This is a genomic window from Corynebacterium sp. ACRQJ (assembly GCF_022346045.1).
Taxonomy (GTDB): domain Bacteria; phylum Actinomycetota; class Actinomycetes; order Mycobacteriales; family Mycobacteriaceae; genus Corynebacterium; species Corynebacterium evansiae.
In genome coordinates this window covers 68,925-93,700 of record NZ_JAKRMT010000007.1, presented here as the reverse complement: position 1 = coordinate 93,700, position 24,776 = coordinate 68,925, and the positions used below count along the sequence as shown (strand labels likewise).

Genomic DNA, 24,776 nt, shown 5'->3' with positions numbered 1-24,776 from the left:
TGACTTTACCTTTTCGCCCTTTGACTTGTGTCGTTTGGTAGGGGTTTTAGCTAGTCTGTGGGAATGCTGATCGTGCTTCCTCCGTCCGAAACCAAGGCTCCCGGTGGCTCGCTGCCCGCCGGGGAGCCGTTACACTTCCCGGAACTCGACCCCATCCGCGAGGAGCTCACCCGCGATCTGGTCGCTCTGTGCACCGAAGATCCGGAGGCCGCCATGCAGGTCCTGGGCCTTTCCGAGAAACTGCGCGGCGAGGTCGAGGCCAATCAGGTGCTGCGCACCGCCCCGACGATGCCGGCCCTGCGCCGTTACACGGGCGTGCTCTACGATGCGCTCGATGTGTCTTCTCTTTCTGACGCCACCACGCCCCACCTAGCCATCGGCTCAGCACTGTATGGCCTGGTCATGGGCGGGGATCCGATCCCCCACTACCGGCTTTCGGGTAGTACTAAGCTCACCCCCGGCACCACCATGAAGAAGCGCTGGGGTTCTGCTATCACCGAGGCGCTGCAGCGCGCTGAGCAAGAACACGGCCTGGTGGTGGACTTACGTTCCGGGGCCTACCAGCAGCTTGGCAAGCTGAAGACTGCGGTGACTGTGCGGGTGGAATCCGTGCAACCCGATGGCAGCCGCAAGGTCGTCAGCCACTTCAACAAGCACTACAAGGGCCTGCTCGCTCGCGCGCTGGCTCAGGATCCCAGCGGCACCACCGCCACGGAGGTTGCCGACATCGCCCGCGCCGCCGGCTTCACCGTGGAGCAAGACTCCACGGAGCTCACCCTCGTCGTCTAGAGGCCCGCGACCTCGCCGATCACGTACACCGCCGGCGAGCCGACCTCGTTGGCTTCGAAAGTTTCGGCCAGCGTACCCAGTGTGCAGCGGAACCCACGCTGCTGGTCGGTGGTGCCCTCCTGGATCACGGCGGCCGGCGTGTCGGCCGCCAATCCCCCGGCCTGCAGCTCCGCGGCAATCGCGGCCACGTTCCGCACGCCCATGATCACGCACAGCGTGGCCCCCGAGGCCGCCAGCGCACGCCAGTCCACCAAGCTGCTCGGGTTATCCGGCGCCACGTGGCCGGATACGACGGTGAAGGCGTGCACCACGCCCCGCTGAGTCACGGGCACGCCGATGGCCGCAGGCACGCTCACGGCACTGGTCACGCCCGGGATAACCTCGCAGGGCACACCCGCCGCAGCGCACGCCTGCACCTCCTCGAAGCCGCGCCCGAACACGAACGGGTCCCCGCCCTTGAGCCGGGCAACGGTCTTGCCCGCCCGTGCGTGCTCCACCAGCAGCTCGTTGGTCTTTTCCTGGCTGACCTGCCGGGAGTACGGCAGCTTCGCCACGTCGATGACCTCCTTGGCCTCCACGTCGCACAGCTTGTCCAGCTCGCTGGTGGGGCCCAGGTGATCGGTCAGGATCACGTCGGCTGCCTGCAGCGCGCGCATCCCGCGCACTGTAATCAGGTCCCATGCCCCAGGCCCGCCGCCGATCAGCACCACTTTCCCTGTGTCACTCATGGCAATTCAGCCTACCCCTACAATGGGCAACACCATGAATACGTTTGCCGAGCAATTCCCGGAACTCGCCCTCCCCTGCACCGGGGAGGTATTCCCCGACCCGCAGATCCTCGTGCTCAACGAGCCCCTCGCCGCCGAGCTGGGCCTGGATCCGCAGTGGCTCCGCAGCCCCGAGGGCATGGCCTTCCTCACCGGCCAGAACGGCGGCCATGCACTCGGCTACGCCGGCCACCAGTTCGGGCAGTTCAACCCGCGCATGGGCGATGGCCGCGCCCTCCTACTGTCTGAGCACACGGATCCCCAGGGCAAAGTCTGGGACATCCACGCCAAGGGCACCGGCCGCACCCCCTTCTCCCGCGGAGGCGACGGCCACTATCCCCTCGATGCCGCCCTCAAGGAGTATGCCTTCGCCGAGTCCCTCCACGCCCTGGGCGTCCCTACCGCCCGCTCGCTGGCTGTCCTCTCCACCGGCCACACCGTGCGGCGCAACCGCCTCCACCCGGGCGCGGTCGGGGTGCGCGTCGCCAGCTCCCACATCCGCATCGGCACCTTCCAATACGCCGCGCTCATGGGCCCGCAGGTCACCGAACGCCTCGTCGACTACATCCTCGCTCGCCACTTCCCCCAAGGCACGTCGCCGCTCGATCTTTTTGACGCCACCGTTTCCCGCCAAGCCGAACTCGTCGCCAGCTGGATGCGCTTCGGCTTTATCCACGGGGTGATGAACACCGACAACATCGCAATTTCCGGGGAGACCATCGACTTCGGCCCGTGCGCGTTCATGGATTACTTCGCCACCGACACGGTGTACAGCTCGATCGATACCCGTGGCCGCTACGCATACGCCCAGCAGCCCGCCGTCATGATGTGGAACCTCGCGCGCCTGGCTGAGGCGCTCGTGCCGCTGGTAGATGAGGGCGTCAAAAATCTTACAGAGCGCTTGCAGCGCTTCCAGCCGCAGTACGCCGCGGCGTGGGACGAGCAGATGGCGGCCGCTCTCGGAGCCCCGGACTGCGCCGAACAGTTGCTTGACCTGCTGCAGGTAGCGGCTCCCGACTACGGTGCTCTCCTGGCCAACCTGAACCCGGGCGAGATCCCCCAGGGTCTAGAGAACACTCCGGGTGCCGCCGAGTGGACCGAACATTGGACGGCCCAGGACCCCCACCCGCGCAATCCCATCTACCTGCCCCGCAACCACGGCATGCAGGCCGCGCTAGAGCAGGCCGAGGCGGGTGACCTCAGCCGCTACCTACTGGCGCTCGAGGCGCTACGTAGCCCCTTCGAATGGAACGACAAATACGAAAAACTCGGCCTCCATGCGGCGGTGCCGCGCGGGGAAGCCGAGTTCACGACCTACTGCGGTACTTAGACCAGCTTTAGGGCCTTCTGGGAACGATCCCACTGCTCGTTGAACAGGTTGGCATCCTTAGCCAGGCGAGTGCCGTAGGAAGGAATCATTTCCTTCAGCTTCGGAGCCCAGTCGGCGATGCGGTTGCCGAAGCAGCGCTCCAGAACCTCGAGCATTGCGGACGGTGCAATGGACGCACCCGGGGAAGCACCCATCAGGCCGGCGATGGTGCCGTCGTTGGAGTTAATCAGCGCGGTGCCGAACTCCAGGGAGCCGAACTTCGGCGCGCCGATCGGCTTGATGACCTGCACGCGCTGGCCGGCGGTGACCAGCTCCCAATCCTCGGCACGTGCCTCCGGCATGTACTCGCGCAGGGATTCCACGCGGGCTGCCTGGTCCTTCAGCACCTCCTCGATCAGGTACTTGGTCAGGCCCATCTCCTGCACGCCCACGCCCAGGTAGGACGGGAGGTTGCCCACGCGCAGGGACTTAAACAGATCCAGGTAGCTGCCCTTCTTCAGGAACTTCGGAGTCCAGCCGGCGTACGGACCGAACAGCAGGCCCTTCTTGCCGTCGATCACACGGGTGTCCAGGTGCGGAACGGACATCGGCGGAGCGCCAACGGAAGCCTTACCGTAGACCTTGGCCTGGTGCTGCTCCACCAGCTCCGGGTTGGTGCAGCGCAGCCACTGGCCGGAAACCGGGAAGCCGCCGTAGCCCTTGATCTCCGGGATGCCGGACTTCTGCAGCAGCGGCAGAGCCATGCCGCCGGCACCGACGAAGACGAAGTTCGCGGTGATAACGGAGGTGTCACCGGTGTGCAGGTTCTTGGTGGTGATCTTCCACTTGGAACCGTCGCGGTTGATGTTCTTGACCTCGTTGCCGTAGCGAACCTCGACACCCTGAGCGGTGACGGCGTCCAGGTACTGGCGAGTCAGCGCACCGTAGTTGATGTCGGTGCCCTCGTCGAACCAAGAGATCGCAACCGGGTTGTTGAAGTCACGGCCACGGGCCATCAGCGGCAGGAACTCGGCGAACTTCTCGTCGGAGTCGCTGTACTGCATGTTCGGGAACAGCGGGTGGTCCTTCAGCGCCTCGTAGCGGGCCTTCAGGTAGTCCACCTGGTCCATACCCTGTGCGAAGGAGACGTGCGGAACCTTGTTGATGAACTCAGACGGGTCGCCCAGCACGTTCTGCTCAACCAGGTAGCTCCAGAACTGGCGGGAGACCTGGAACTTCTCGTTCACACCGACGGCCTTGGAGATGTCGATCTTGCCGTTGACCTCGGGGGTGTAGTTCAGCTCGCACAGCGCGGAGTGGCCGGTACCAGCGTTGTTCCACGGGTCGGAGGATTCCGCACCAGGGGTGTCCAGACGCTCGATGATCACCTGGCTCCAGTCCGGCTGCAGCTGCTTCAGCATGACGGACAGGGTGGTGGAGATAACACCCGCACCAATTAGTGCAACGTCCACAGAATCTTTATGTGCCACTATCTATTCATTCCTTCAAAGGCGAAAAAGTCAGACCGTTATTGTGTCATATTTACTCTACGCCTATAGGCCAATGTTTCAATGTTCTTTGCCTGTTCGTGGCGCTAGCATGAGTACATGCCTAATAGCCCCGCACTCCCTACCTCCGCCGCCGATCTCGAGTTTTTGCCCGATGAGCTGGGCGAAGGCTTCGGCCAATGCTTCCTCGAGCTGGGCGACGACCCGGATGGCGAGTCCCCCATTCGTTGCACCCTGGTGCGTTACTGCCCGGATGCGCCCGACGATTCCTTTTTCTCTCGCCCCGCCATGCTTTTTGTCCATGGAATGACGGACTATTTCTTTCAGGACCATGTAGCCCGCCATTTTCACGACTCCGGCTTTGCCGTCTATGGCCTGGATCTGCGCAAGTGCGGTCGCTCCTGGCGCGAGGGGCAAACCTGGCATCACGTCAGCGATCAGTCCCTCTACGACGTCGATCTCTCCACCGCCACGTCCCTCCTCGCCGCCGCCCACGCCGCGGTCGTTCCTGTTGGGCACTCGACCGGCGGGTTGGACGTCACAATGTGGGCTCATCGCCTTTTTGACGCCGGTTCCCCCCTCCACAATTCCATCGCCGCCATCGTTTTGAATTCGCCGTGGTTTGGCCTGCAGTTCAACCCGGCCGTTCGCTTCGTTATCAACCGCGTGCTGCCGGTCGTCCACAAGCTGCGGCCCAACATGCTGCTACCCGGCGGGATCAACCCGACCTACGGCCGGTCCCTGCACGTCACCGAGGCCGGCGAGTGGAATTACAACCTGCGCCTCAAGCCCCTGGAGCCCCGCCCGAAGCATCTGCAGTGGCTCCTGGGCGTGGCCCGGGAGATCCGCCGCCTCCACTCCGGTAAGGGTGACACGGGCGTGCCCACGCTACTGTTGACCAGCCACACCCATCACTTCTCCAAGAAGTTGTCCCGCGAGTCCTACAACGCCGACCTCATCCTCATGCCGAGCCAGATGTGGCAGCAGGCCTCCAACGCTTCTTCCCTGTCCACCACCATCGTGATCGAAGGCGCGCTGCACGACGTGTTCCTCTCCCGCCCCAAAGTTCGTGCTAAGGCTTTCGCCGCCACCGACGAGTGGCTTAGCGACGTCTTCAATGAAAGGAAGGTTCACCGTGCCTGATTTCGACCTCATCATCGTCGGCACCGGCTCTGGCAACTCCCTGCCCAGCCCCGCCAACGAGCACCAGAAGATCGCCATCGTGGAGAAGGGCACTTTCGGCGGCACCTGTATCAACGTGGGCTGCATCCCGACCAAGATGTTCGTCCACACCGCCGACGTTGCCCGCAGTTTCTCCGAAGCCTCCCGCCTGAGCCTCACTGGCGAGCTCCAGCACGTCGACTGGAAGGACATCCAGCGCCGCGTCTTCGCCGACCGTATCGATCCCATCAGTCAAAGCGGCGCTGCCTACCGCGCGGGAGACGAAACCCCGAACATCACCCTCTTCGAAGGCACCGCCCGCTTCGTTGGCCCCCGCACGCTGCAGATCGACGACGGCCCCACCATCACCGGCGCCAACATCGTGCTCGCCACCGGCGGCCGCCCGCGCATTCACCCCGCCCTCGCCGACGTGCGCTACCGCACCAACGAGGACATCATGCGCCTGGATGAACTGCCGAAGTCCCTCATCGTCGTCGGCGGCGGCATCGTCGCCGTGGAGTTCGCCGCCATGTTCTCTGGCCTCGGCACGCAGGTTACGCTCATCAATCGCTCGGACAAGCTGTTGCGGAAGTTGGACGCCGACATCTCCGAAGCCTTCACCACCCAAGCCAAGCGGCAGTGGACGAACCACCTGGGGCGCACCATCACCACCGCCGAAGAAACCGCCGACGGACAGATCTGCCTGACCCTCGACGATGGAACTACCGTTACCGGCGAGGAGGTCCTCGTCGCGATGGGGCGCGTCAACAATTCGGACACGTTGGACTGCGAAACGGGTGGCGTCAAGACCAAAGAATACGGCCGAATCGAGGTCGACGAGTACGGCCGCACCAGCGCCGACGGCGTGTGGGCGCTGGGCGATGCGTGCAATGACTTCGAGCTCAAGCACGTCGCCAACGCCGAGGCGCGAGTGGTGGCGCACAACCTGGCTCACCCCGATGGCCTGCGAAAGTTCAACCACGACGTGGTCCCCAGCGGAGTGTTCACGCACCCGCAGATCGGCGTGGTGGGCATGACCGAGCAGGAGGCGCGCGAGACCGGCCGCCCCCTCACCGTCAAGATCCAGAAGTACGGCGACGTGGCCTACGGCTGGGCGATGGAAGACACCACCGGGTTCTGCAAGGTCATCGCCGACCGCAGCACCGGCGAGATCCTCGGCGCGCACATCATCGGGCCGGAGGCTAGCTCTTTGATCCAGTGCTTCGTCACCGCCATGACTTTCGGAATTAATGCCCGCGATTTCGCCGAAAAACAGTATTGGCCCCACCCCGCTCTGACAGAATTGGTCGAGAACGCCCTACTTGGGTTAGATTTCGAAAACTAACAAAGGAGCTTTCTCGCCATGTTTGCAGTAGTCACCGGAGCAGCCTCAGGTATCGGCCGGGAGGTGGCACTGCAACTAGCTGAACGCGGCTATGCAGTGGCCGTCAGCGACCGCGACGCGGAGGGCCTGGCCACTACTGCCAGCGACATCACCAACCGCGGGGGTACCGTCGCCGACCAGCGCACCGTGGACGTCACCGACGTGGAAGCCGTGAAAGCCTGGGCGGACGACGTGGTCGCTACCCACGGCGCCCCGGACCAGGTACACCACGTGGCCGGCATCGCCATCTGGGGTGACGTGCGCCAGATGCCCCACGAAAAGTGGCAGCGCGTGATCGATGTGAACCTGATGGGTTCCGTGCACATGGTGGAGGCCTTCGCGCCCAAGATGATGGAGGACCAGCCTGTGCGCCGGCGCCGCCGCGACCGCCGGAAGCTGGTGTTCGTCTCGTCCGCCGCGGGCATCATCGGCCTGCCGTGGCACGCGGCCTATTCCGCCTCCAAGGGTGGCGTGCTGGGCATGTGCGAGGTGCTGCGCTTCGACCTGGCACCCTTCGGCGTGGACGTGCACGCCGTCGCCCCGGGAGCGGTGGACACTCCCCTGGTTCGCACCATCGACATCCACGGCGTGGATCGCTCCAAGAAGCGCATCCAGAAGGCAACTTCGCTGTTCCAGGGCCACGCCGTAAGCCCCGCCAAGGCGGCTCAAAAAATTTTGAAGGGCGTGGACAAGGGCAAGTACCTCATCAACACCAGCGGGGACATCCCTGTTGCCCGGTGGGCGCAAGTCAACGCCCCGTGGGCCTACAAGGGCGTGATGAAGGCGCTTAACGCTGGGTTCCGATGGGCGTCAAAGTAAAAAGGGCAACGAGATAGAGCCGAGTAGCACCAGAACGACAAAGATGCCGAACACCTTGCCCTGCCAGTGGGCATAGTTGAAGTCCACGCCCACCCCGACCCTCTTGTCGACCAGCACGGCCGGGTCGTCCGGGTTGTAGTAGAACATGCCCCACTTGTAGTGCTCCTCGGCGCTCGCGCTCGGGTTCGGGGTGTTGTTCTGATTCCTCGCCAGCGCCACAACCATCGCGAGGCTAGACCCTAGCACCAGCACCAGCGAACCGACCATGACTGGAGCTACCCAGTTCGTGTGCAGCACGGTCACAACCTGCAGGCTGGCGAACATGATGGCCAGCGTAAGGTTCATCACGGCTAGCCACATCGCCGTGTAACCATGCGAGGGCTTCCAACGCAGTATCGCCGCAGCTATCAGCACGAAAGACAGCACCAATACCGCACCAAATATCGTCGGTAGGAATACCGACCCCACGGTCTTGTCACTCCAGCTGTCCGGCTCGAAGCGAGTACCAAAGTGGGTCGCGAAGCGCTCCGGAATGTCCTCCCACCGCGCGGCCACGTACCCGGCCGCCAGGCTAAGCAGCGCCAGCGCCGCCCAAATGAGCGCCCACGTGCGGTTTGCTGTTCTCATCGGTGTTCCTCAAAATTTTTCTGGTGCCAGGTGTTCGATTAATTCTACTTCTGTGCAAGGGGGTTGTCCGAAGCGGTTTATATACTGCACGCACAAGCCGGGAAAAATTTTTTGGCTACACCACAAAACCACCTCCGAACAGGCAATAAGGGGAAAGACCATGTTCGAGCATTCCACCACCACACCCTGCTGGCGCATCACCGACCCGAACGATCCACTAAGCGCAGCCGCGTGCGAAGTTAACCGCGGGCACGTGAACCTCGCCGTGGCCTGCACGCCCGAGATGAACGATTGCGTCATCGACGTATCCACCCGCCTGGCCGTGCGCCTGGGGCTAACGGAGTACCGCGCGCTCACGCTAGTCGAGATCGGCCACATGTTCCGCCGCTTCCCTAGCATCCTCGAGCTGGCCCGCACCGGCGCTTACTCGCTTGACCTGCTCCGATGCATGGCCGAATGCCTCAGCCCCGTCAAAGAAGACGTCCCCGAAATCTTCGAGGAAAAAATTTTTAAGGCCATCTCCCCGACCGTCCCGAACCAGGCCATGCTGGCCAGAGCAACCATCCGCAGCCGGATTGAGCAAGTGATTCGCAAGCACGATCCACAAGCGCTGCCGGAGGAGCCGAAGGATGCGGATACGGGTTCTTCCGCACGCCTCGACATCGACGATCGGCCCGATACCACCACTGTTTTCTTCTTGACGCTACCTAAGCTCGAGGGGCTCGAGATGCTCAAAGCGGTCAACAGTGTGGCCAAGAGCAATTCCTGCTCCCGCGCCGAGGCGCTGATGCAGCTCGTGCGCAGGCAGACCACGGCGGAGGTAACGCTGAACCTGTACCGCAGTGTGGACGAACCGGACTCGCAGATCTGGGCTGCAGGGGGCTGGCTCAGCTCGCTGGCCACGCCGGAGTGGATGAAACGGGTGACGCACGTCCAGATCCCGGGAGCCGCGAGCAACGAGGGCTACTCCCCTACACCCCTGGTGCGCGCTGGCGTGGAAGGCCGCGACGGGACGTGCCGCTTCCCTGGCTGCTCGGTGCCCGCGCACAAGTGCCAGTTGGATCACGTGCAGCGCTACGACCATGAAAATCCGCAGGCAGGAGGGCCTACGGCCACGTCAAATCTCCACTGCCTTTGCGCCAAGCACCACAATGCGAAGACGACTGGCTCCTGGGACGTCACCATCCACCCGAACGGCAACGAGACCTGGACCAGCCACGGCGACGGGCACACCGTCATGACGGCACCCAACGGGCCGCTGGGGCGGGAAACCTTCGCCCAGCGCGCGGCGAATCGCAGGAGGGTTGCCTAACGCGGCTCGTCTACTGGGACTCCCATGACGTCCAACGCTGTGGCCAGGCCGTCGTAGTTGGTGACCAACATGACGAACGCGACCTGCTCGCGTTCGCTCAGCAGATCCCGCAGCCGCTGAGCCATGTCGGCGGAAAGCCCACGGTCGCGGACGAGCTGCTCGGCGGCGTCCAGCAAGGTGCCGTGGCGACCGGTGCGGCCGTGGTCGGGCTGGAATAGGGCGTCAATATCCTTGACCCCAACCTTTGCCGCGAGGGCACGGTGCTGGTCGGCTTCGTAGGCGCTGCCGCGCAGATAGGCGACGCGCAGGATGATCATTTCGGTTTCGACGCGCGAGAGGTAGCCGAAGGGCATCATCGAGCCGCCGTAAAGCAGCCAAAAGAAGAACAGGCGCGGGGCGCGCCCGATGGTGGCGAACACTCCGAGGTTCTTCTTTTTGGTCACGCGGGCGCCCACGCGCGTGGCGAAGGCGCCGAACGGGCCGAGGCGGCGCAGGTGTTCAGAACGTTGAGCGGGGCCGGGGCCCAGCGGTGTAGTTTTGTCTCCCATACTTTTGGGAGGTTAGTCGGTCGAGCTAGTCCTCGCTGGGAATTGTCAGAACCTCGTAGCCGTCTTCGGTAACGACCAGGGTGTGCTCGAACTGCGCGGTCCACTGGCGGTCCTTGGTTTGGACGGTCCAGTCGTCATCCCAGACCTCGTAGTCGAGGCCGCCGAGGTTGATCATCGGCTCGATGGTCAGGGTCATACCCGGTTCCAGCAGGTCGGTGTACATGGTCGGACGGTCGTAGTGCAGCACAACTAGGCCATTGTGGAAGGTCGGACCAACGCCGTGGCCGGTGAAGTCCTCCACGACGTTGTAGCCGAAGCGCTTTGCGTAGCTTTCGATCACGCGGCCGATGACGTTGATCTGCCGACCGGGCTTCACGGCCTTGATGCCGCGCCACATCGCCTTCTCGGTGCGCTCGACCAGCAGGCGGTGCTCCTCGGAGACGTCGCCAGCCAGGAAGGTCGCGTTGGTGTCGCCGTGCACGCCGTTCTTGTAGGCGGTGATGTCGATGTTGACGATGTCGCCGTCCTGGATCACGGTGCTGTCGGGGATGCCGTGGCAGATGATCTCGTTGAGGCTTACGCAGCTGGACTTCGGGAAGTGCCGGTAGCCAAGCGTGGAGGGGTAAGCGCCGTGGTCGCACATGTACTCGTGCGCCACGCGGTCGACCTCATCGGTAGTCACGCCGGGGGCGACGGCGGCGCCGGCGGCCTGCAGGGCATCGGCGGCGATGCGGCTGGCTTCGCGCATCTTCTCGATGGTCTCGGGAGTCTGCACCCACGGCTCGCCCACGTTCTCCTGCACACTGTCCTTCCAGGCGTACTCCGGCCTTTCGATGTGGGCCGGGACGGAGCGGATGGGCGTGGGGTTACCGGGGGTCAATGGTGCTCGAGTCATAGCTCCCTATCTTACTCTTGACGCCCTTCCGCCTCCGCGTCTGGGCCATCCAGGTTCTTGAAGAAGTCGGCGGTCACGGAAGTAGCGTGCTCGGAGCCGCCGCCAAGGACAATGAGGGTGGCAAAGGCCAGGTCGCCGCGGTATCCGGCGAGCCAGCTGTGGGACCCCTCGTTGATCTCGGCTTCACCGGTCTTGGCATAGACCTCGCCGGCGCCGGCCACTCCGGAGCCAGAGCCGTTGGTGACCACGGCGCGCATCATGCGGCGAAGTTCTTGGATGGCCTTCGGGTCCAGCTTCTTCTTGGCGTCCTTCTTGGCCTCGTCGTTCTTGGCTTCGGTGTTGTGGTTCTCGCCGGCGATGAGGTACGGGGTGGGCGCCTTGCCGGCTGCCACGGCGGAAGCGACCAGAGCCATGCCGAAGGGGCTGGCGAGGTCGAGGCCCTGGCCATAGCCGGCCTCGGTGCGGTCGAGCATCGTCTCGCCCTCGGGTACGGCGCCGGTGATGGTCTCCAGCCCCTCGATGTCATAGTCGGCGCCCAGGCCGAACTGTGCGGAGATGTCCTTCAGTTCGCCCGGCTTCAGCTTGGTGGAGATGTCCGCGAAGGTGGTGTTGCACGACTTGGCGAAGGCATTCTCCAACGGGGTGTTGCCCAGCGAGAAGCCGTTGTAATTGGTGACGATGCGCCCGCCGATGTCCTGCGTGCCGGGGCAGCCGACGATTGAATCCGGGCTAAGCCCCTGCTTCTGCAGGCCGGCATATGCGGTGAGCATCTTGAACGTCGAGCCCGGCGGATACTGGCCCATCAGGGCAACGTTGCCGTCCTCGTCGGCCTTCTCAGACTGGGCGACCGCCAGCACTTCGCCGGTCGAGGGGCGCATGACCACCATCATCGTCTTGGCGTCGGCTCGGGTATCCACAGCCTTCTGGGCGGCCTCCTGGACCTTGCGGGACAGGGATACGCGCACACTTGGGGAAGACTTCGGATCCTCGCCGCCAACCTTGGCCACCTCGTTGCCCTCGCTGGTGGCGGCGACGACCTTCCAGCCAGCCTCGCCCTGCAGGTCCTTCTCCACGACTCCCCTGACGCGCGCCATGATGTCGGGGGCGAAGGAGGGGTCGGGGCGCACAAGGGCGGGTTCCTCATTCAGGCGTACGCCTTCGACGTTGCCGAGGGCGCCCTGCAGGCGCTTGCCCTGGGCCTGGTTGACGGTCAGTACGGAGTACTCCCCGTCCACATCGGTGGCCTCCTTGGCCTTCTCCACCGGGTCGATGCGGGGCACGGACTTATCGCCGCCCCGTAGCGCATCCAGCTCGCCGGCGATGCGCCGCATGGTCCCCTGGACGCTGGAAACCTTGTTCGGATCGACGAGGACGCGATACTGGGTACCTGGCTCCAGCAGCACCGCGCCATCGGAGCCCACCACGTTGGCGACGGTGGCGGGAACGCTGCGCAGCTCCAGGTGCTGGTTGGCGCCCAGCTCCGGGTGTAGCACGGCGGGCTGCCAGCGCACCGACCAGTCATCCCCGGTGCGGGTGAGGTTCATCGACGAGTCATAGGAAAACTCGCGGTCGCCCGGCAGGTCCCAGCGCATCGAATACTGCGCGGTGGCCTGATTGTCCTGAGTATTGACGTTCTTCAGTTCCGTATGCAGGCCCTCGGCCTGCAGAGACTGCCACGCCTTCTCGATGGCCTGGGTTGCCTTGTCAGGGTTATCGGTCTCCCCTCCGGCCTGCGAGGCTTCACCCGGGTTGGAAAGGGCGGCGAGGAAGGCCTGGGCGGCGTCATCAGCAACATCGGGTTTCGGCGTACAAGCCGCAGCGCCCAGCACCAGGCCAGCCGTCGTGACGGCCGCGGTGATGCTCCGGCGAGGGGTCCAAGAGGTGGTGCGCATAGGCACAGAGAGTAACAGGATTAATCGATGATTCCGCGTTCCCTCGCCACGGCGACGGCAGCTGTTCTGTTTTTCACATTCAGCTTGGAGAAAACGTGTGCCATGTGGGACTTCACGGTCGCCTCGGTGAGGATGAGGTCCTTCGCGATTGCCCGGTTGGACTTGCCTTGGCTGGCGAGCACAAGGACCTCCTGCTCGCGATTGGTCAGCGACTCGAAGGGATTGGCCAGCCGGCCGCGGAGCTTGCCCATGATGTTCTTGTTCATCACCGTCTGCCCGCGGGCGGCCTGGCGGATGCCCTCGGCCAACTCGTCGGGGGCACAGTCCTTGAGCAGATAGCCGACCGCGCCGGCGGAAATGGCTCCCAGGACGTCACTGTCGGTGGAGTAGTTCGTCAGGATCAGCACCTGCGGGGCGGGCTTACGCTTGCGGATCGCGCGGGTGGCGCGCACTCCCCCGGATTCAGCGCCCTCGCTGCCGGGGCCTTCCCCGAAGCGCAGATCCATGAGCACCACGTCGGGCTGTTCCTCGGCGCAGATGGCGACGGCGCGGTCGGGGTCGCCCACGGAGGCCACGATCTCCACGTCCCCCGTTCCGCGCAGCATCGCCTCGATCCCGGCGCGAACCACGGGGTGATCGTCGCAGATCAGGACACGTAGCTGGTCTGGCACTTCTAACTCCTAACGAATCGGCACCTGGATGGATACACCACAGCCGGCGCCCGGCGAGCTTTCCACGTGCATGGTCGCGCCGATCAGGTTGGCGCGGCGCCGCACGCCCGCCAGGCCTACCGGCGACAGGCTCATCCTCTCGGCGGCGATCTTGCTCACTAGCTCTTCGTCCATGCCACGGCCGTTGTCCACGACGTCGAGGCTGAGCAGGTCGCTCTGGTAGGTCAGGGTGACCCGGGCGCGCGTGGCCTCCGAGTGCTTCACCACGTTAGAGACGAGGGACTGCGCAATGCGGGTGAGCTCCTGCTCCACCTTCTCGTCCAGCTCGTAAGGTTCGCCCTCGACCTCGAAGCTCAAGGCCTCGCCCAGCGGAGTGCCGGAGCTCACGCGCGCCAGGGCGATTGGCAGGTCGCCGCCGACCAACGGGCCGGGCTGCAATGCGGCGATGATGCGCCGGGTTTCGGCCAGGTTGTCCTCGGCGGTGGTGCGGGCAAGGCGCAGGTCCTCCAGCACCTCCGGGTCTTCCACCCGCTTCTCTACGGCCTGCAGGATCATGTGGATGGAGCTTAGCCCTTGCGCGATGGTGTCGTGGATCTCCCCGGCCAGGCGCGTGCGCTCGCCCATTTCGCCTGCGTGGCGGCTGGCGGCCTCGCGGGCGCTGGCTTCGTCGCGCAGCTCCTTGAAGCCCACGCCGACGACGGTGGCGACCACGGCGGCGACGGTGGGGCCCAGCGCCTCGCCGCCCTGATAGACCGACAGGATGGTCACCACTGCATTACACACGATCGCCGGCCACAGGGGCAGCACGCCGACGCACAGGAAGAACAGCGCGAATGCCATGAAAACGGCGCTCGGAGCCACCAGCAGCAGGCACGCCCAGGTGGCGATGACCAACGTGAGCCACAGCCAGGTGGGGCGCAGCCACAGGCCCATGACGTAGATGAAGCACAGGGCCACCGCGTTCCACGACCAGCCGTCCCTGATGACGGTCACGGCCATCAGCAGGGCCATCAGCAGGTGGAGCCCCAGACCCAGGTAAGCCCAGGCGCGGTTCAGCGCAACGACTTTGTTCGACTTGGGTTTTTGTATCATGATCGTCCCCAAGTCTAGTGGCCGAAAGGTGCTGCCCGCCTCCACCAAAAGTATGAGGCAAAGACTACTCCTTAGCCCGATGTGTTCCTTCTATAACGCGCGAAGAATAAGAACCATGCTAAGTAATAAGTCGTTAACCCCGGTCCGGGGATTCATGTTTCAAGGGATCCGCGAGCTGCGCGTATCCCGTGGCAAGACGGCGCTCATCATCACCACCGTCCTGCTCATCACCGCAATGGTCACGCTCCTGAGCTCCCTGTCGGCAGGCCTGAGCTACCAGTCCGCCTCCGCCTTGGAGCACAAGGTCGGAAGCGATCGCCAACTCGTGCTGAACGATACCGGCGGCACTGTGAACTTGAGTACTGGTTCTCTTACTGACGCCCAAGTCAGCGAGGTCAAGAGCCGTGGCGGAGAGGTCGTCACGATGGCCCGCTCGAAGGATGAGGAGGGTCAGGCCTTCATCGCAATGTCCGACAACGGCCACAAGCCCAGCGAGGACCTCTACCTCGAGCACCAGCCCATCCACTGGATGAGCACCGGCGAGGTGGAGAACCTGCCCGGAGCCTCCACCTTCGGCGTGGTTGCCGAGGATGCCAAACCGATAGACGGCGCAGTCATGCTGAAGGGCAAGAACGCCCTGGATGCCAGTGCCTCCTACAAGGGCGAGCAGTCCTCCCTGAACCTCATGATCGTCCTCCTCTACGTAATCTCCGCTCTGGTGCTGGGAGCGTTCTTCACCGTGTGGACGATGCAGCGCCTGCGCGGCGTGGCCATCACCGTGGCACTCGGCGGCACGCGCTCGAGCATCTTGAGCGACGCGGTCGGGCAGGCTCTGGTCGTGCTCTTCGTTGGCATTGCCGCGGGCACACTGCTCACCGTCGGCGTCGGCGGATTCATGGAAGGCATCCCCATGGAGGTCGCCGCCAACACCACCCTCGTCCCGGCCGCCATCCTGCTGGCCGCAGGCCTGCTCGGCGCCGGCCTGTCCATCATCCCCGTAATGAAGGTCGATCCGCGAAAGGCAATGAACTCATGATTTTCCCAGCACTCGAAGTAAAGAACATTTCCCTCGAGATCACCGACGGAACCACCAAGCGCAACCTGCTGACGGACGTCAGCTTCAACGTGGACCCCGGCGAGGTCGTCGGCATCACCGGCCCCTCCGGTTCCGGTAAGTCCACCCTGCTGTCCATCATCGGCTGCCTGGAAACCGCCACCTCCGGCTCCGCCACCCTGCACGGCGCGGACACCCTGGAGCTCGGCACCGTCTCCGGCCGCCAGGCCGCGGAGATTCGCCGCCGCCACCTGGGCATTGTGTTCCAGCAGCCGAACCTGCTGCCGGCACTGACGGCCAAGGAGCAGCTCATGGTGATGAGCCGCCTGGATAAGCCATTCGGCATCAGCGGCAAGGCGTGGCGTCAACAAGAAGAGAAGGCCGAGCGCCTGCTCGAGGAAGTGGGCCTGGAAGGGCGAGAAGACGCGAAGGTCTCCGAGCTCTCTGGCGGCCAGCAGGCGCGCGTGAACCTGGCGCGCGCCCTGATGAACGACCCGGCGCTGCTGCTGGTGGACGAGCCGACCGCGGCGCTGGATACCGCCAACGCGCAGCGAGTAACCGAGCTGATCGTGGACCTGGCGCGCGAGCGCAATACGCCGGTGCTGTACGTCTCCCACGACCAGGAGCAGCTGGCCACACTGGACCGCCGCATCGAGCTAGTCGACGGCAAGGCCAGCGAGGTAGAGATGGCGACTACTTAGTCACCCGCACCTCGGCCTTCTGGCCCTCGACGGCCTCGAGGCCCTCCTCCTCGGCGATGCGCATAGCTTCCTCGATGAGGGTTTCCACAATCTGGTCTTCCGGCACGGTCTTGATGACCTCGCCCTTGACGAAAATCTGGCCCTTGCCGTTGCCGGAGGCCACGCCCAGGTCGGCATCGCGCGCCTCGCCCGGGCCATTCACCACACAACCCATGACGGCCACGCGCAGCGGGAACTCCATGCCCTCCAGGCCCGCGGTGACCTCGTCGGCCAGCTTGTACACATCCACCTGCGCACGACCACAGGAGGGGCAAGACACGATCTCGAGCTTGCGGGGGCGCAGGTTCAGCGACTGCAGGATCTGGTCGCCAACCTTGATCTCCTCCACCGGATCGGCGGACAGGGACACTCGGATCGTGTCGCCGATGCCCTCGGCCAGCAGGGCGCCGAAAGCCACGGAGGACTTGATGGTGCCCTGGAAGGCCGGGCCGGCCTCCGTGACACCCAGGTGCAGCGGGTAATCCGACTGGGCGGCGAGCTGGCGGTAGGCCTCCACCATCACGACCGGGTCGTTGTGCTTCACGGAGATGGCGATGTCGCCGTAACCGTGCTCTTCGAACAGGCTGGCCTCCCACAGCGCGGATTCAACCAGCGCCTCGGGCGTGGCCTTCCCGTACTTCTCCATGATGCGCTTATCCAGTGAACCGGCATTGACGCCAATACGGATCGGAATGCCCGCATCCCCGGCGGCCTTCGCAACTTCCTTGACTCGGCCGTCAAACTCCTTGATGTTGCCGGGGTTCACGCGCACCGCCGCGCAGCCGGCGTCGATGGCGCTGAAGATGTACTTCGGCTGGAAGTGAATGTCCGCGATCACCGGGATCGGGGACTTCGCGGCGATCGCGGGCAGGGCCTCGGCATCCACCGTCTTCGGGCAGGCCACGCGGACGATGTCGCAGCCGGAGGCGGTCAGCTGGGCGATCTGCTGCAGAGTCGCATTAACATCGTGCGTCTTCGTGGTGGTCATCGACTGCACCGAAATCGGGTGGTCACTACCGACCCCTACCCCGCCGACCATCAGTTGGCGGGTCTTGCGCCGCGGAGCCAGCACCGGAGGCGGACCGTCGGGGATACCCAGGGAAATACCAGACATGTACGAAGACAACCTTTCAGTCGTGAATGCCGTTCAAACTCCCACCAATTCTACGCGCCGTTCGGCGGGCGCAGAGGTGGGCGTCAACTAACTAGAAAATACGGATCGGGTTAACCACATCGGCGACGATCACGATGATGCCGAACACCAGCAGCACCGCCGTGGCCGCGTACGTGAGCGGCATTAGCTTCGTGTAGTCGGCGGGGCCGCCGGGCTGCTTGCCGCGCAGGCGGCGGAAGAAATCGCGGATCTTTTCGTAGATCACCACGGCGATGTGCCCGCCGTCCAGCGGTGGCAGCGGCACCAGGTTGAAGGCGGCCAGGAAGAGGTTCAGGCTAGCCAAGGTCATGAGGAAGCTCATCCACTGCTGGTACTGCACCAGCTCGCCGCCGACGCGGGAGGCGCCGACCACGCTCATCGGGGAATCGTCCTCGCGGTTGCCGCCGAAGATGGACTCGACCACGCCCGGCACGCGCTGCGGCAGGGCGATCAGGCCGTGGAAGGTGTCGTTGACCATGCCGCCAGTGAAGGACAGCGTGCCGCCCACCGCGCTGGCGGGGTTGTACTGGTTGATCACGAGATCCGGGCGCTTGGCGCGGATGCCGACGGCGCCGGAGGTCATGGTGTTGCCGGCGGTGTTTAGGCGCTCGACCAGTTCGATCTGCAGGTCGAGGTTCTTGTGCTGCCCGTTGCGGTCGACGACGGCCGGGACCGTGATGCGGTCGCCGACCTGCTTGCCGTCGTCGGCGGCGCGCTCGGCTTCGGCGGCGATGGCCTTGGTGAACTCCCGGAAGTCTTCTGTCTCTTCGCCGTTGACGGAGAGGAATGTATCGCCGGTCTGGACGCCAGATTCCGCCGCGGGACCGTCGCCCGAACACTTGGCGAGCGTGCCATCCGAATTTTGCTTCGCCGGGGCGCACTGAGTGGATTCGACGGTGGGAGTAAAGACCACGTTGCGGTCCGGCAGTCCCCAGGCCAGCGCCACCCCGTAGAGAATGCCGAGAGCCAGCAGAATATTCATGATGATGCCGCCGAGCATGACGAAGATGCGCCGGTGCGCCGGCTTGTCGTACATGGCGTACGGGCGCTCCTCGTCGGTCATCTCGTCCAGCTTCGTCATGCCGGCGATGTCGCAGAAGCCACCGAGGGGCACTCCCTTCAGCCCGTACTCGGTGTGGCCCTTGCGGAAGCTAAAGATCGTCGGGCCGAATCCGATGAAGTAGCGCCGCACGCGCATGCCGGACATGCGGGCGGCAATCAGGTGCCCTGCCTCGTGCAGGGCGATGGATAGGGCGATGCCTAGGGCGAAGAGTAGGATCCCTAGTCCGAAAGCCACGTGGCCATCCTTTCGTGCGCCTTGGCTCGGGCTTCGCGCTCTGCCGCCAGCACATCTTCCAAATCGTTGGGTTCGGCGGACAGGTGCTGGCAGGTCTCCATGGTTGCCGCAACCGTGTCCACAATGCGGGGGAAGCTGAGCCGACCGTTGAGGAACTCGACGGCCGCTTCCTCGTTCGCAGCATTATAAACCGCAGGCATCGTTCCCCCGGCAGTGACCGCCTGGCGTGCCAGGATTACGGCCGGGAAGACCTCGTCGTCCAAGGGCTCGAAGTGCCAGGCGGTTGCCTGGGAAAAGTCCAGCTTGGGCTGAGCATCCGCGATGCGGTCGGGCCACCCGAGAGCCAGGGAGATCGGCAGCTTCATCGACGGCGGGGAGGCCTGGGCGATCGTCGCCCCGTCGATGAAGGTGACCATGGAGTGGACGATCGACTGCGGGTGGACCGTCACGTCGATCTTCTCGGCGGGAATGCCGAATAGCAGGCTGGCTTCGATCAGCTCGAGTCCCTTGTTGACCATCGTCGCGGAGTTCAGGGTGTTCATCTGCCCCATCGACCAGGTCGGGTGGTTTGCGGCCTGCAGCGGGGTGACGTCCTCCAGCTGGGCGCGCGTGTAGCCGCGGAATGGCCCGCCCGAGGCGGTAAGCACCAGCGAGTCGACCTCGTCCACCCGCCCGGAGCGCAGGCATTGCGCCATCGCGGAGTGCTCGGAATCCACAGGGATCAGCTGCCCTTCGTCCGCCGCCTTCAGCACCAGCTGGCCGCCTGCGACGAGGGATTCCTTGTTCGCCAGCGCCAACTTCGCCTTTGTGCCCAGGGTCGCCAGCGTCGCGTCGAGCCCCAGGGAACCGACCAGGGCGTTCAGGATGACGTCGCCCTCCCCCAGCTCCGGACCGATGGCCTCGACCAGCTCGCGGGCGGAATCCTTGCCCCGGATGCAGTGGGCGCCGAACTCCCCGTCCAGCCACTCCGCCGTGTGCTCGGAGGCCACCGCCACGCGCGCAAGATCCAGCCCAAAGTCGCGGACCTGCTGCGCCAGCACCTCCGGCTTAGAGCCGTGCGCGGAAATGCCGACCAGCTCGAACCGCTCCGGGTTATCCGCCATCACCTCCAGCGCTTGGGTGCCGATGGATCCGGTGCTGCCTAGGACTACTACTCGCGTTTTCACGCGGTCTATTCTATTTCCTTTCTTTGTGACGCCGCGTCTCCCCACCTGAATTGGGTACTTTCCTGACCACGCCTGTCCGCGGATAGGGACATTCTCGCCCCGATGTGTCAAAATAGCGGGGATAGAAATTTTTTTGACTTTCAGGAGGAAACGGTGGCGCACCACTCTAAGGAAGCTGAAGTTTACAACGGCGTATCCACTGCGGACGTTCCGTCTGCGGCTTGGGGCTGGAGCGAGCTTCCGCGTCGCGGAATCATTACTGCCGGTGTCATCGGCGGCCTGTTCTTGCTGGGCATGCTTTTCGGCAACCACAAGGGCAACGTTGAGAACATCTGGCTGATCGTGTTGGCAGTCGTGGTCTTCCTCGGCGTTGGCCTGTGGGTGGCCCGCCCGACCTTCAAGCAGCGTACGACCGTTACCGCTCGCAACCAGCCCGAGGGCCATGTGGAGCCGGTATGGTCCGCTGACCAGCTGAACCTGACGGGTGCTTACGCCGACCTGAGCGACGATGAGCTGCGTAGCCAGAACATCGACCCGGCTACGCTGAACCGCTAGCTCTTACCAGCTAGTTTTTAGCCCCCAAAAATTTTTTAACTGCGCAGGCTGTTTGAAAGCCTGCGCAGTTTTTTATTTCTCCTCTGCTGCCAGCTGGCCACAGGCCGCGGCGATCTCCTGGCCCTTCGTGTCTCGCACGGTGCAGGGCACGCCCTGGGCTTCCACACGGCGGACGAACTCGTCCTGCCGGTCCTTCGGGGAGGCATCCCACTTGGAGCCTGGCGTGGGGTTCAGCGGAATTAGGTTGACGTGCACCTTCGTGCCCAGCGCCCCGCGTAGCTTCTTCCCCAGTAGGTCCGCGCGCCACGGCTGGTCGTTCATGTCGCGGATCAGGGCGTACTCAATGGAGACGCGGCGCCCGGAGGTATCCGCGTAATAGCGCGCGGCGTCCAGCACCTCCTCCACCGACCAGCGGTTGTTCACGGGGACGAGCTCGTCGCGCAGCTCGTCGTCCGGGGTGTGCAGGGAAACGGCCAAGCGAACCTTCATCTCCTCGTCCGCCAGCTTGCGGATCGCCGGAGCCAGCCCGACCGTCGACACGGTGATGTTGCGCTGGGAAATGCCGAAGCCATCCGGCGCGGGCGCGGAAACCTTGCGGATGGTCTCCACCACGCGCTTGTAGTTGGCCAGCGGCTCCCCCATTCCCATGAACACGATGTTGGACAGGCGACCGCCCTCCTCCTGCATCGTGCTGGCCGCCGCGCGGGCTTGCTCCACCATCTCGCCGACGGAGAGGTTACGGTCCAGGCCGCCCTGGCCGGTCGCGCAGAACGGGCAGGCCATGCCGCAGCCAGCCTGGGAGGAAATGCACAGCGTGGCGCGCCCCGGGTAGCGCATCAGCACGCTCTCCAGCATCGTGCCATCGTGCAGTCGCCACAGCGTCTTGCGCGTCTCCCCATCGTCGGCCTCCATGTTGCGCATGGGGTGCATCAGCTCGGGGAATAGAGCATCCTTTACCGACGCGCGCTTGGACTCGGGCAGGTCGGTCATCTCCATCGGGTCGCCCTGCAAACGGCCGTAGTATTGACGCCGAATCTGATCCGCCCGGAACTTCGGCAGACCGAGCTCCTGCACACGCTCCTTGAGTGTCTCCTCATCGAGATCCGCCATGTGTACCGGCGGCATTCCCCTTTTGGGTGCTGCGAACTGAAGTTTTACTGGTGTAGCCATGATGCGCCCATTATTGCACGTAACGGGGGTAACCCTCACATTGCAAAAATCTGAACCCAGCCACGTTATGCCGTTGAATGGTAGGTATGAGCGACAACAACCGGAAGTCCGTACCGCAGCCGACTAACAAGCAATCGGCTAACACTCCCTCGCACCCGCCGACAACGCACACTAACCCTCCGGCTGGAACGCCGGCGCAGATTCCGGCGTCACCAAAAAAGAACAGCGAGCACCGCGAGGTGAAGAAGACCCTGGCGGGAACGACGTGGGTGGCGCTCATCGTCGGCGTGCTGCTGCTGATCCTGTTGCTGGTGTTTATCCTGCAGAATCAGGAATCCGCAGAGCTGCAGCTGCTGGGGTGGACGATGACCTTCCCGATCGGCGTGGGCATGCTGATCGCCGCGATCGTCGGGGCGCTGATCATGGCGCTGGTCGGCGGCGTGCGCATCGTGCAGCTGCGCAAGCAGGTTACGGAATAGCTAGACGCCGCTGAGCATATTTAGCACAACCCAGGTGATCATCGCCGACGGCAACATGCCGTCCAGGCGATCCATCAGGCCACCGTGGCCCGGCAGCATGCCGGACATGTCCTTGATCCCGAGATCGCGCTTGAACTGCGACTCCACCAGGTCGCCGAGGGTGGCGCAGCAGGCCAGGCCGGGCCCCAGCAGCAGACCGACCCAGAACGGGCCGGAAAGCAGCAAGGTCACGCAGGCCACACCGATGGCGGTGGATAGGATCAGCGAGCCGACGAAGCCCTCCCAGGACTTCTTGGGACTGACAGCGGGTGCCATCGGGTGCGTGCCGAAAAGCACGCCGGCGATGTAACCGCCCACGTCGGAGCCCACAACACACAGCATGAACGTGACGATGAAGGCCCAGCCGTCGACGTGATCGCGCTCCATACGCGACAACATGGCCGCGAAGCTGCCAAACAGGGGGATCCACGTCAGTACAAAAACGCCGACCGCCGTATCCCGCAGATAGTTATGCGGAGGCGAGGAACGGCCGTGGTGGAATAGGCGCGTCACCATCAGCAACAACACGCTGATGACGAAACCCGCCAGCGCGCCCGTCGGCCCGAAAGGCCACGAAAGCCACACGATCACCTGCGCGCCTAAGAAGAGGACGGGCAGGTTCAGCACATAGCCGCCCTCGTAGAGCCGGCGCCAGACTTCATAAACCGCCAGCGACAAGGCCAAGGCCACCAGCGGATACCACGCGAAAGGTGTGAAGAGCCCCGCGATGGCGATGGCGCCCAGAAATACGCCGACGGCGATGGCCTGTTTCAGATCCCGGCCGGGACCATTCTTGGGTTTCGGGCGAGCAACGATGAGAAATCGGCCTTTCGTGCGCGGGGGCTAGCAGGCGCTCGAGTTAAACCTCGAGCAGTTCCTTCTCCTTGGCCTCGACCAGGGAATCAACCTGCTCGACGTAGTTGTGGGTGATCTTCTCCAGATCCTTCTCAGCTGCGCGAACTTCGTCCTCGCCGGCCTCGCCGTCCTTCTGGATCTTGCCCAGCTGCTCCATGCCCTTGCGGCGGATGTTGCGGATGGCGATCTTCGCGTCCTCGCCCTTGGCCTTGGCCATCTTGACCATTTCCTTGCGGCGCTCCTCGGTGAGCTGCGGGATCGTGACGCGCAGCACCTGACCGTCGTTGGTGGGGTTGACGCCCAGGTCGGAGTTGCGGATAGCGTTCTCGATCGCATCCATGGTGGACTGCTCGTAAGGCTTGATCAGCAGCATGCGGGGCTCCGGAACACTGATGGTGGCCATCTGGGTGATCGGAGTGGGAACGCCGTAGTACTCGGCGACAACGCCGTTGAACATGGAGGGGTTGGCGCGACCGGTGCGGATGGTCGTCAGATCCTCTCGGGCGTGCTCCACGGAGCTAGTCATACGCTCTTCGGACTCAAGCAGAATATCGTCAATCATGATTAGAAATTTACCAGCTTACGGTGGGGATATGGGTTTAGGGATCGGGTTATGTTGGCTCTTTAGCGGGCACCGACGTTGCCGTCGACCAGGGTGCCGATGCGCTCGCCGTTGATCGCGCGGGCGATATTGCCCTCGGTGAGCAGGTTGAACACCAGGATCGGCATCTTGTTGTCCATGCATAGGGAGAACGCGGTGGCGTCGGCGACCTTGAGCCCCTTCTCGATGACCTCCCACGGGGTGATCTCGTGGAAGAGCTCCGCATCTGGGTTGGTGCGCGGATCGTCGCTGTACACGCCGTCGACGGCCTTGGCCATCAGTAGCACCTCGCAGCCGATCTCCAGGGCGCGCTGGGCGGCGGTGGTGTCGGTGGAGAAGTACGGCATGCCCATGCCCGCGCCGAAGATAACGACACGCCCCTTCTCCAGGTGGCGGGAGGCGCGCAGCGGCAGGTAGGGCTCTGCAACCTGCGTCATCTGGATGGCGGTCTGCACGCGGCAGTCCACGCCCTCCTGCTCGAGGAAATCCTGCAGGGCCAGGCAGTTCATGACCGTGCCGAGCATGCCCATGTAGTCGGAGCGGGAGCGGTCCAGGCCGCGCTGCTGCAGCTCTGCCCCGCGGAAGAAGTTGCCGCCGCCGATGACCACGGCGACTTCCACACCGGACTTGGAAACCTCCGCGATCTGTCGCGCCACGTTCTGCACGACGTCGGGGTCGATGCCGACCTTGCCGCCGCCGAACATCTCACCCCCCAGCTTCAACATAACGCGCTTGTAGCCTTCGCGGTTTTCGGCTGTAGTCACCGGGGAATCTCCTTTGTCGACGTGTTTTGCACTGCTGGCCATACTACCCCACCCAAGACATGGAAAAAGGCCTCGGCACCCTTACGGGCCGAGGCCAAAGTTACAAGGCTTTATGCCTAGCGGTACGTG

25 protein-coding genes are annotated in these 24,776 nt (G+C 64.2%); 10 read left to right on the top strand and 15 right to left on the bottom strand.

Annotation, left to right across the window (positions count from 1 at the left end):
- The first annotated feature begins 63 nt into the window (after positions 1-63).
- On the top strand, positions 64-789 hold the full coding sequence (gene yaaA, locus MHX52_RS05700) for a peroxide stress protein YaaA (RefSeq protein WP_035006019.1): 726 nt from the start codon (positions 64-66) through the stop codon (positions 787-789).
- Here yaaA and cobA read toward each other — a convergent pair.
- The gene (cobA, locus tag MHX52_RS05695) at positions 786-1,517 is read right to left on the bottom strand and encodes a uroporphyrinogen-III C-methyltransferase (RefSeq protein WP_239317065.1); all 732 of its coding nucleotides are present in this window, start codon (positions 1,515-1,517) and stop codon (positions 786-788) included. The genes yaaA and cobA overlap by 4 nt on opposite strands.
- Here cobA and MHX52_RS05690 point away from each other — a divergent pair.
- Complete coding sequence (locus MHX52_RS05690; RefSeq protein ID WP_370642223.1) at positions 1,516-2,886, top strand: protein adenylyltransferase SelO family protein; 1,371 nt, start codon at positions 1,516-1,518, stop codon at positions 2,884-2,886. The two genes, cobA and MHX52_RS05690, sit on opposite strands and share 2 nt — an antisense overlap.
- Here the strand turns inward: MHX52_RS05690 and mqo are convergent.
- Entirely contained in the window at positions 2,883-4,355 is a 1,473-nt protein-coding gene (gene mqo, locus MHX52_RS05685) for a malate dehydrogenase (quinone) (protein ID WP_080971965.1), read from the bottom strand. The genes MHX52_RS05690 and mqo overlap by 4 nt on opposite strands.
- Positions 4,356-4,472: 117 nt before the next feature.
- On the opposite strand from mqo, the gene MHX52_RS05680 reads away from it, so the two are divergent.
- From MHX52_RS05680 to MHX52_RS05670, 3 genes are read left to right on the top strand one after another with little or no spacing between them, the layout of a single operon-like run.
- The gene (locus MHX52_RS05680; protein ID WP_239317061.1) at positions 4,473-5,516 is read left to right on the top strand and encodes an alpha/beta hydrolase; all 1,044 of its coding nucleotides are present in this window, start codon (positions 4,473-4,475) and stop codon (positions 5,514-5,516) included.
- Positions 5,491-6,879: a mycothione reductase gene (mtr, locus tag MHX52_RS05675; RefSeq protein ID WP_370642222.1), complete on the top strand. Its 1,389-nt coding sequence runs from the start codon at positions 5,491-5,493 to the stop codon at positions 6,877-6,879. The genes MHX52_RS05680 and mtr overlap by 26 nt, the downstream gene beginning before the upstream one ends.
- Positions 6,880-6,897: 18 nt before the next feature.
- Entirely contained in the window at positions 6,898-7,737 is an 840-nt protein-coding gene (locus MHX52_RS05670; protein WP_239317055.1) for an SDR family oxidoreductase, read from the top strand.
- On the opposite strand, the gene MHX52_RS05665 is transcribed toward MHX52_RS05670, so the two are convergent.
- Positions 7,729-8,364: a DUF5808 domain-containing protein gene (locus MHX52_RS05665; RefSeq protein ID WP_239317052.1), complete on the bottom strand. Its 636-nt coding sequence runs from the start codon at positions 8,362-8,364 to the stop codon at positions 7,729-7,731. The genes MHX52_RS05670 and MHX52_RS05665 overlap by 9 nt on opposite strands.
- A gap of 160 nt (positions 8,365-8,524) precedes the next feature.
- Here MHX52_RS05665 and MHX52_RS05660 point away from each other — a divergent pair, with 160 nt between their 5' ends.
- Positions 8,525-9,676, top strand: a complete 1,152-nt coding sequence (locus MHX52_RS05660; protein ID WP_239317050.1) for an HNH endonuclease signature motif containing protein — start codon at positions 8,525-8,527, stop codon at positions 9,674-9,676.
- Here the strand turns inward: MHX52_RS05660 and MHX52_RS05655 are convergent.
- Genes MHX52_RS05655 through MHX52_RS05635 form a run of 5 tightly spaced genes read right to left on the bottom strand, consistent with a single transcriptional unit; the run spans position 9,673 to position 14,774 of the window.
- Positions 9,673-10,224: a carboxymuconolactone decarboxylase family protein gene (locus MHX52_RS05655; RefSeq protein WP_035006035.1), complete on the bottom strand. Its 552-nt coding sequence runs from the start codon at positions 10,222-10,224 to the stop codon at positions 9,673-9,675. The genes MHX52_RS05660 and MHX52_RS05655 overlap by 4 nt on opposite strands.
- 25 nt (positions 10,225-10,249) lie before the next feature.
- Positions 10,250-11,119 carry a type I methionyl aminopeptidase gene (gene map, locus MHX52_RS05650; protein WP_035006037.1) on the bottom strand — a complete coding sequence of 290 codons (870 nt, stop codon included), beginning with the start codon at positions 11,117-11,119 and terminating at the stop codon, positions 10,250-10,252.
- Positions 11,120-11,130: 11 nt separating this feature from the next.
- Positions 11,131-13,011: a penicillin-binding transpeptidase domain-containing protein gene (locus MHX52_RS05645; RefSeq protein ID WP_035006040.1), complete on the bottom strand. Its 1,881-nt coding sequence runs from the start codon at positions 13,009-13,011 to the stop codon at positions 11,131-11,133.
- Between the two features lie 20 nt (positions 13,012-13,031).
- Entirely contained in the window at positions 13,032-13,682 is a 651-nt protein-coding gene (locus MHX52_RS05640) for a response regulator transcription factor (protein ID WP_239317049.1), read from the bottom strand.
- Between the two features lie 9 nt (positions 13,683-13,691).
- Positions 13,692-14,774, bottom strand: coding sequence for a sensor histidine kinase (locus tag MHX52_RS05635; RefSeq protein WP_239317048.1), 1,083 nt, complete (start codon positions 14,772-14,774; stop codon positions 13,692-13,694).
- A gap of 154 nt (positions 14,775-14,928) precedes the next feature.
- Here MHX52_RS05635 and MHX52_RS05630 point away from each other — a divergent pair, with 154 nt between their 5' ends.
- Together MHX52_RS05630 and MHX52_RS05625 are read left to right on the top strand one after the other, a co-directional pair.
- Positions 14,929-15,810 (top strand): FtsX-like permease family protein, encoded by an 882-nt coding sequence (locus MHX52_RS05630; RefSeq protein WP_239199764.1) that lies wholly within the window; start codon positions 14,929-14,931, stop codon positions 15,808-15,810.
- Entirely contained in the window at positions 15,807-16,529 is a 723-nt protein-coding gene (locus MHX52_RS05625; protein ID WP_035006044.1) for an ABC transporter ATP-binding protein, read from the top strand. Before MHX52_RS05630 ends, MHX52_RS05625 begins: the two co-directional genes overlap by 4 nt.
- Here MHX52_RS05625 and ispG read toward each other — a convergent pair.
- From ispG to dxr, 3 genes are all read right to left on the bottom strand, one after another.
- A complete protein-coding gene (gene ispG / locus MHX52_RS05620) occupies positions 16,522-17,682 on the bottom strand; it encodes a flavodoxin-dependent (E)-4-hydroxy-3-methylbut-2-enyl-diphosphate synthase (protein WP_011273699.1) in 1,161 nt (386 codons plus the stop codon). The two genes, MHX52_RS05625 and ispG, sit on opposite strands and share 8 nt — an antisense overlap.
- Positions 17,683-17,773: 91 nt before the next feature.
- Positions 17,774-19,018, bottom strand: a complete 1,245-nt coding sequence (locus MHX52_RS05615) for an RIP metalloprotease (RefSeq protein ID WP_070487660.1) — start codon at positions 19,016-19,018, stop codon at positions 17,774-17,776.
- Positions 19,003-20,193 (bottom strand): 1-deoxy-D-xylulose-5-phosphate reductoisomerase, encoded by a 1,191-nt coding sequence (gene dxr, locus MHX52_RS05610; protein ID WP_049050511.1) that lies wholly within the window; start codon positions 20,191-20,193, stop codon positions 19,003-19,005. Before dxr ends, MHX52_RS05615 begins: the two co-directional genes overlap by 16 nt.
- Before the next feature lie 144 nt (positions 20,194-20,337).
- On the opposite strand from dxr, the gene MHX52_RS05605 reads away from it, so the two are divergent.
- Entirely contained in the window at positions 20,338-20,739 is a 402-nt protein-coding gene (locus MHX52_RS05605; RefSeq protein WP_035006047.1) for a DUF2631 domain-containing protein, read from the top strand.
- A gap of 72 nt (positions 20,740-20,811) precedes the next feature.
- Here MHX52_RS05605 and rlmN read toward each other — a convergent pair whose 3' ends face one another.
- On the bottom strand, positions 20,812-21,909 hold the full coding sequence (rlmN, locus tag MHX52_RS05600) for a 23S rRNA (adenine(2503)-C(2))-methyltransferase RlmN (protein ID WP_035006049.1): 1,098 nt from the start codon (positions 21,907-21,909) through the stop codon (positions 20,812-20,814).
- A gap of 77 nt (positions 21,910-21,986) precedes the next feature.
- On the opposite strand from rlmN, the gene MHX52_RS05595 reads away from it, so the two are divergent.
- The gene (locus MHX52_RS05595) at positions 21,987-22,388 is read left to right on the top strand and encodes a lipopolysaccharide assembly LapA domain-containing protein (RefSeq protein WP_049050453.1); all 402 of its coding nucleotides are present in this window, start codon (positions 21,987-21,989) and stop codon (positions 22,386-22,388) included.
- On the opposite strand, the gene MHX52_RS05590 is transcribed toward MHX52_RS05595, so the two are convergent.
- From MHX52_RS05590 to pyrH, 3 genes are all read right to left on the bottom strand, one after another.
- The gene (locus MHX52_RS05590) at positions 22,389-23,243 is read right to left on the bottom strand and encodes a phosphatidate cytidylyltransferase (RefSeq protein ID WP_034986404.1); all 855 of its coding nucleotides are present in this window, start codon (positions 23,241-23,243) and stop codon (positions 22,389-22,391) included.
- Positions 23,244-23,286: 43 nt separating this feature from the next.
- A complete protein-coding gene (gene frr, locus MHX52_RS05585; RefSeq protein WP_034986349.1) occupies positions 23,287-23,844 on the bottom strand; it encodes a ribosome recycling factor in 558 nt (185 codons plus the stop codon).
- Between the two features lie 62 nt (positions 23,845-23,906).
- Positions 23,907-24,689: a UMP kinase gene (gene pyrH / locus MHX52_RS05580; RefSeq protein ID WP_049050452.1), complete on the bottom strand. Its 783-nt coding sequence runs from the start codon at positions 24,687-24,689 to the stop codon at positions 23,907-23,909.
- Positions 24,690-24,776 lie beyond the last annotated feature (87 nt).

Bases quoted from the DNA above. Each gene is read 5' to 3' on its own strand.
- yaaA (WP_035006019.1), top strand. From the start codon at position 64: ATGCTGATCGTGCTTCCTCCGTCCGAAACCAAGGCTCCCGGTGGCTCG.
- MHX52_RS05690 (WP_370642223.1), top strand. From the start codon at position 1,516: ATGGCAATTCAGCCTACCCCTACAATGGGCAACACCATGAATACGTTT.
- cobA (WP_239317065.1), bottom strand. From the start codon at position 1,517: ATGAGTGACACAGGGAAAGTGGTGCTGATCGGCGGCGGGCCTGGGGCA.
- MHX52_RS05680 (WP_239317061.1), top strand. From the start codon at position 4,473: ATGCCTAATAGCCCCGCACTCCCTACCTCCGCCGCCGATCTCGAGTTT.
- mtr (WP_370642222.1), top strand. From the start codon at position 5,491: ATGAAAGGAAGGTTCACCGTGCCTGATTTCGACCTCATCATCGTCGGC.
- MHX52_RS05670 (WP_239317055.1), top strand. From the start codon at position 6,898: ATGTTTGCAGTAGTCACCGGAGCAGCCTCAGGTATCGGCCGGGAGGTG.
- MHX52_RS05665 (WP_239317052.1), bottom strand. From the start codon at position 8,364: ATGAGAACAGCAAACCGCACGTGGGCGCTCATTTGGGCGGCGCTGGCG.
- MHX52_RS05660 (WP_239317050.1), top strand. From the start codon at position 8,525: ATGTTCGAGCATTCCACCACCACACCCTGCTGGCGCATCACCGACCCG.
- MHX52_RS05655 (WP_035006035.1), bottom strand. From the start codon at position 10,224: ATGGGAGACAAAACTACACCGCTGGGCCCCGGCCCCGCTCAACGTTCT.
- map (WP_035006037.1), bottom strand. From the start codon at position 11,119: ATGACTCGAGCACCATTGACCCCCGGTAACCCCACGCCCATCCGCTCC.
- MHX52_RS05645 (WP_035006040.1), bottom strand. From the start codon at position 13,011: ATGCGCACCACCTCTTGGACCCCTCGCCGGAGCATCACCGCGGCCGTC.
- MHX52_RS05635 (WP_239317048.1), bottom strand. From the start codon at position 14,774: ATGATACAAAAACCCAAGTCGAACAAAGTCGTTGCGCTGAACCGCGCC.
- MHX52_RS05630 (WP_239199764.1), top strand. From the start codon at position 14,929: ATGTTTCAAGGGATCCGCGAGCTGCGCGTATCCCGTGGCAAGACGGCG.
- MHX52_RS05625 (WP_035006044.1), top strand. From the start codon at position 15,807: ATGATTTTCCCAGCACTCGAAGTAAAGAACATTTCCCTCGAGATCACC.
- ispG (WP_011273699.1), bottom strand. From the start codon at position 17,682: ATGTCTGGTATTTCCCTGGGTATCCCCGACGGTCCGCCTCCGGTGCTG.
- rlmN (WP_035006049.1), bottom strand. From the start codon at position 21,909: ATGGCTACACCAGTAAAACTTCAGTTCGCAGCACCCAAAAGGGGAATG.
- MHX52_RS05595 (WP_049050453.1), top strand. From the start codon at position 21,987: ATGGTAGGTATGAGCGACAACAACCGGAAGTCCGTACCGCAGCCGACT.
- frr (WP_034986349.1), bottom strand. From the start codon at position 23,844: ATGATTGACGATATTCTGCTTGAGTCCGAAGAGCGTATGACTAGCTCC.
- pyrH (WP_049050452.1), bottom strand. From the start codon at position 24,689: ATGGCCAGCAGTGCAAAACACGTCGACAAAGGAGATTCCCCGGTGACT.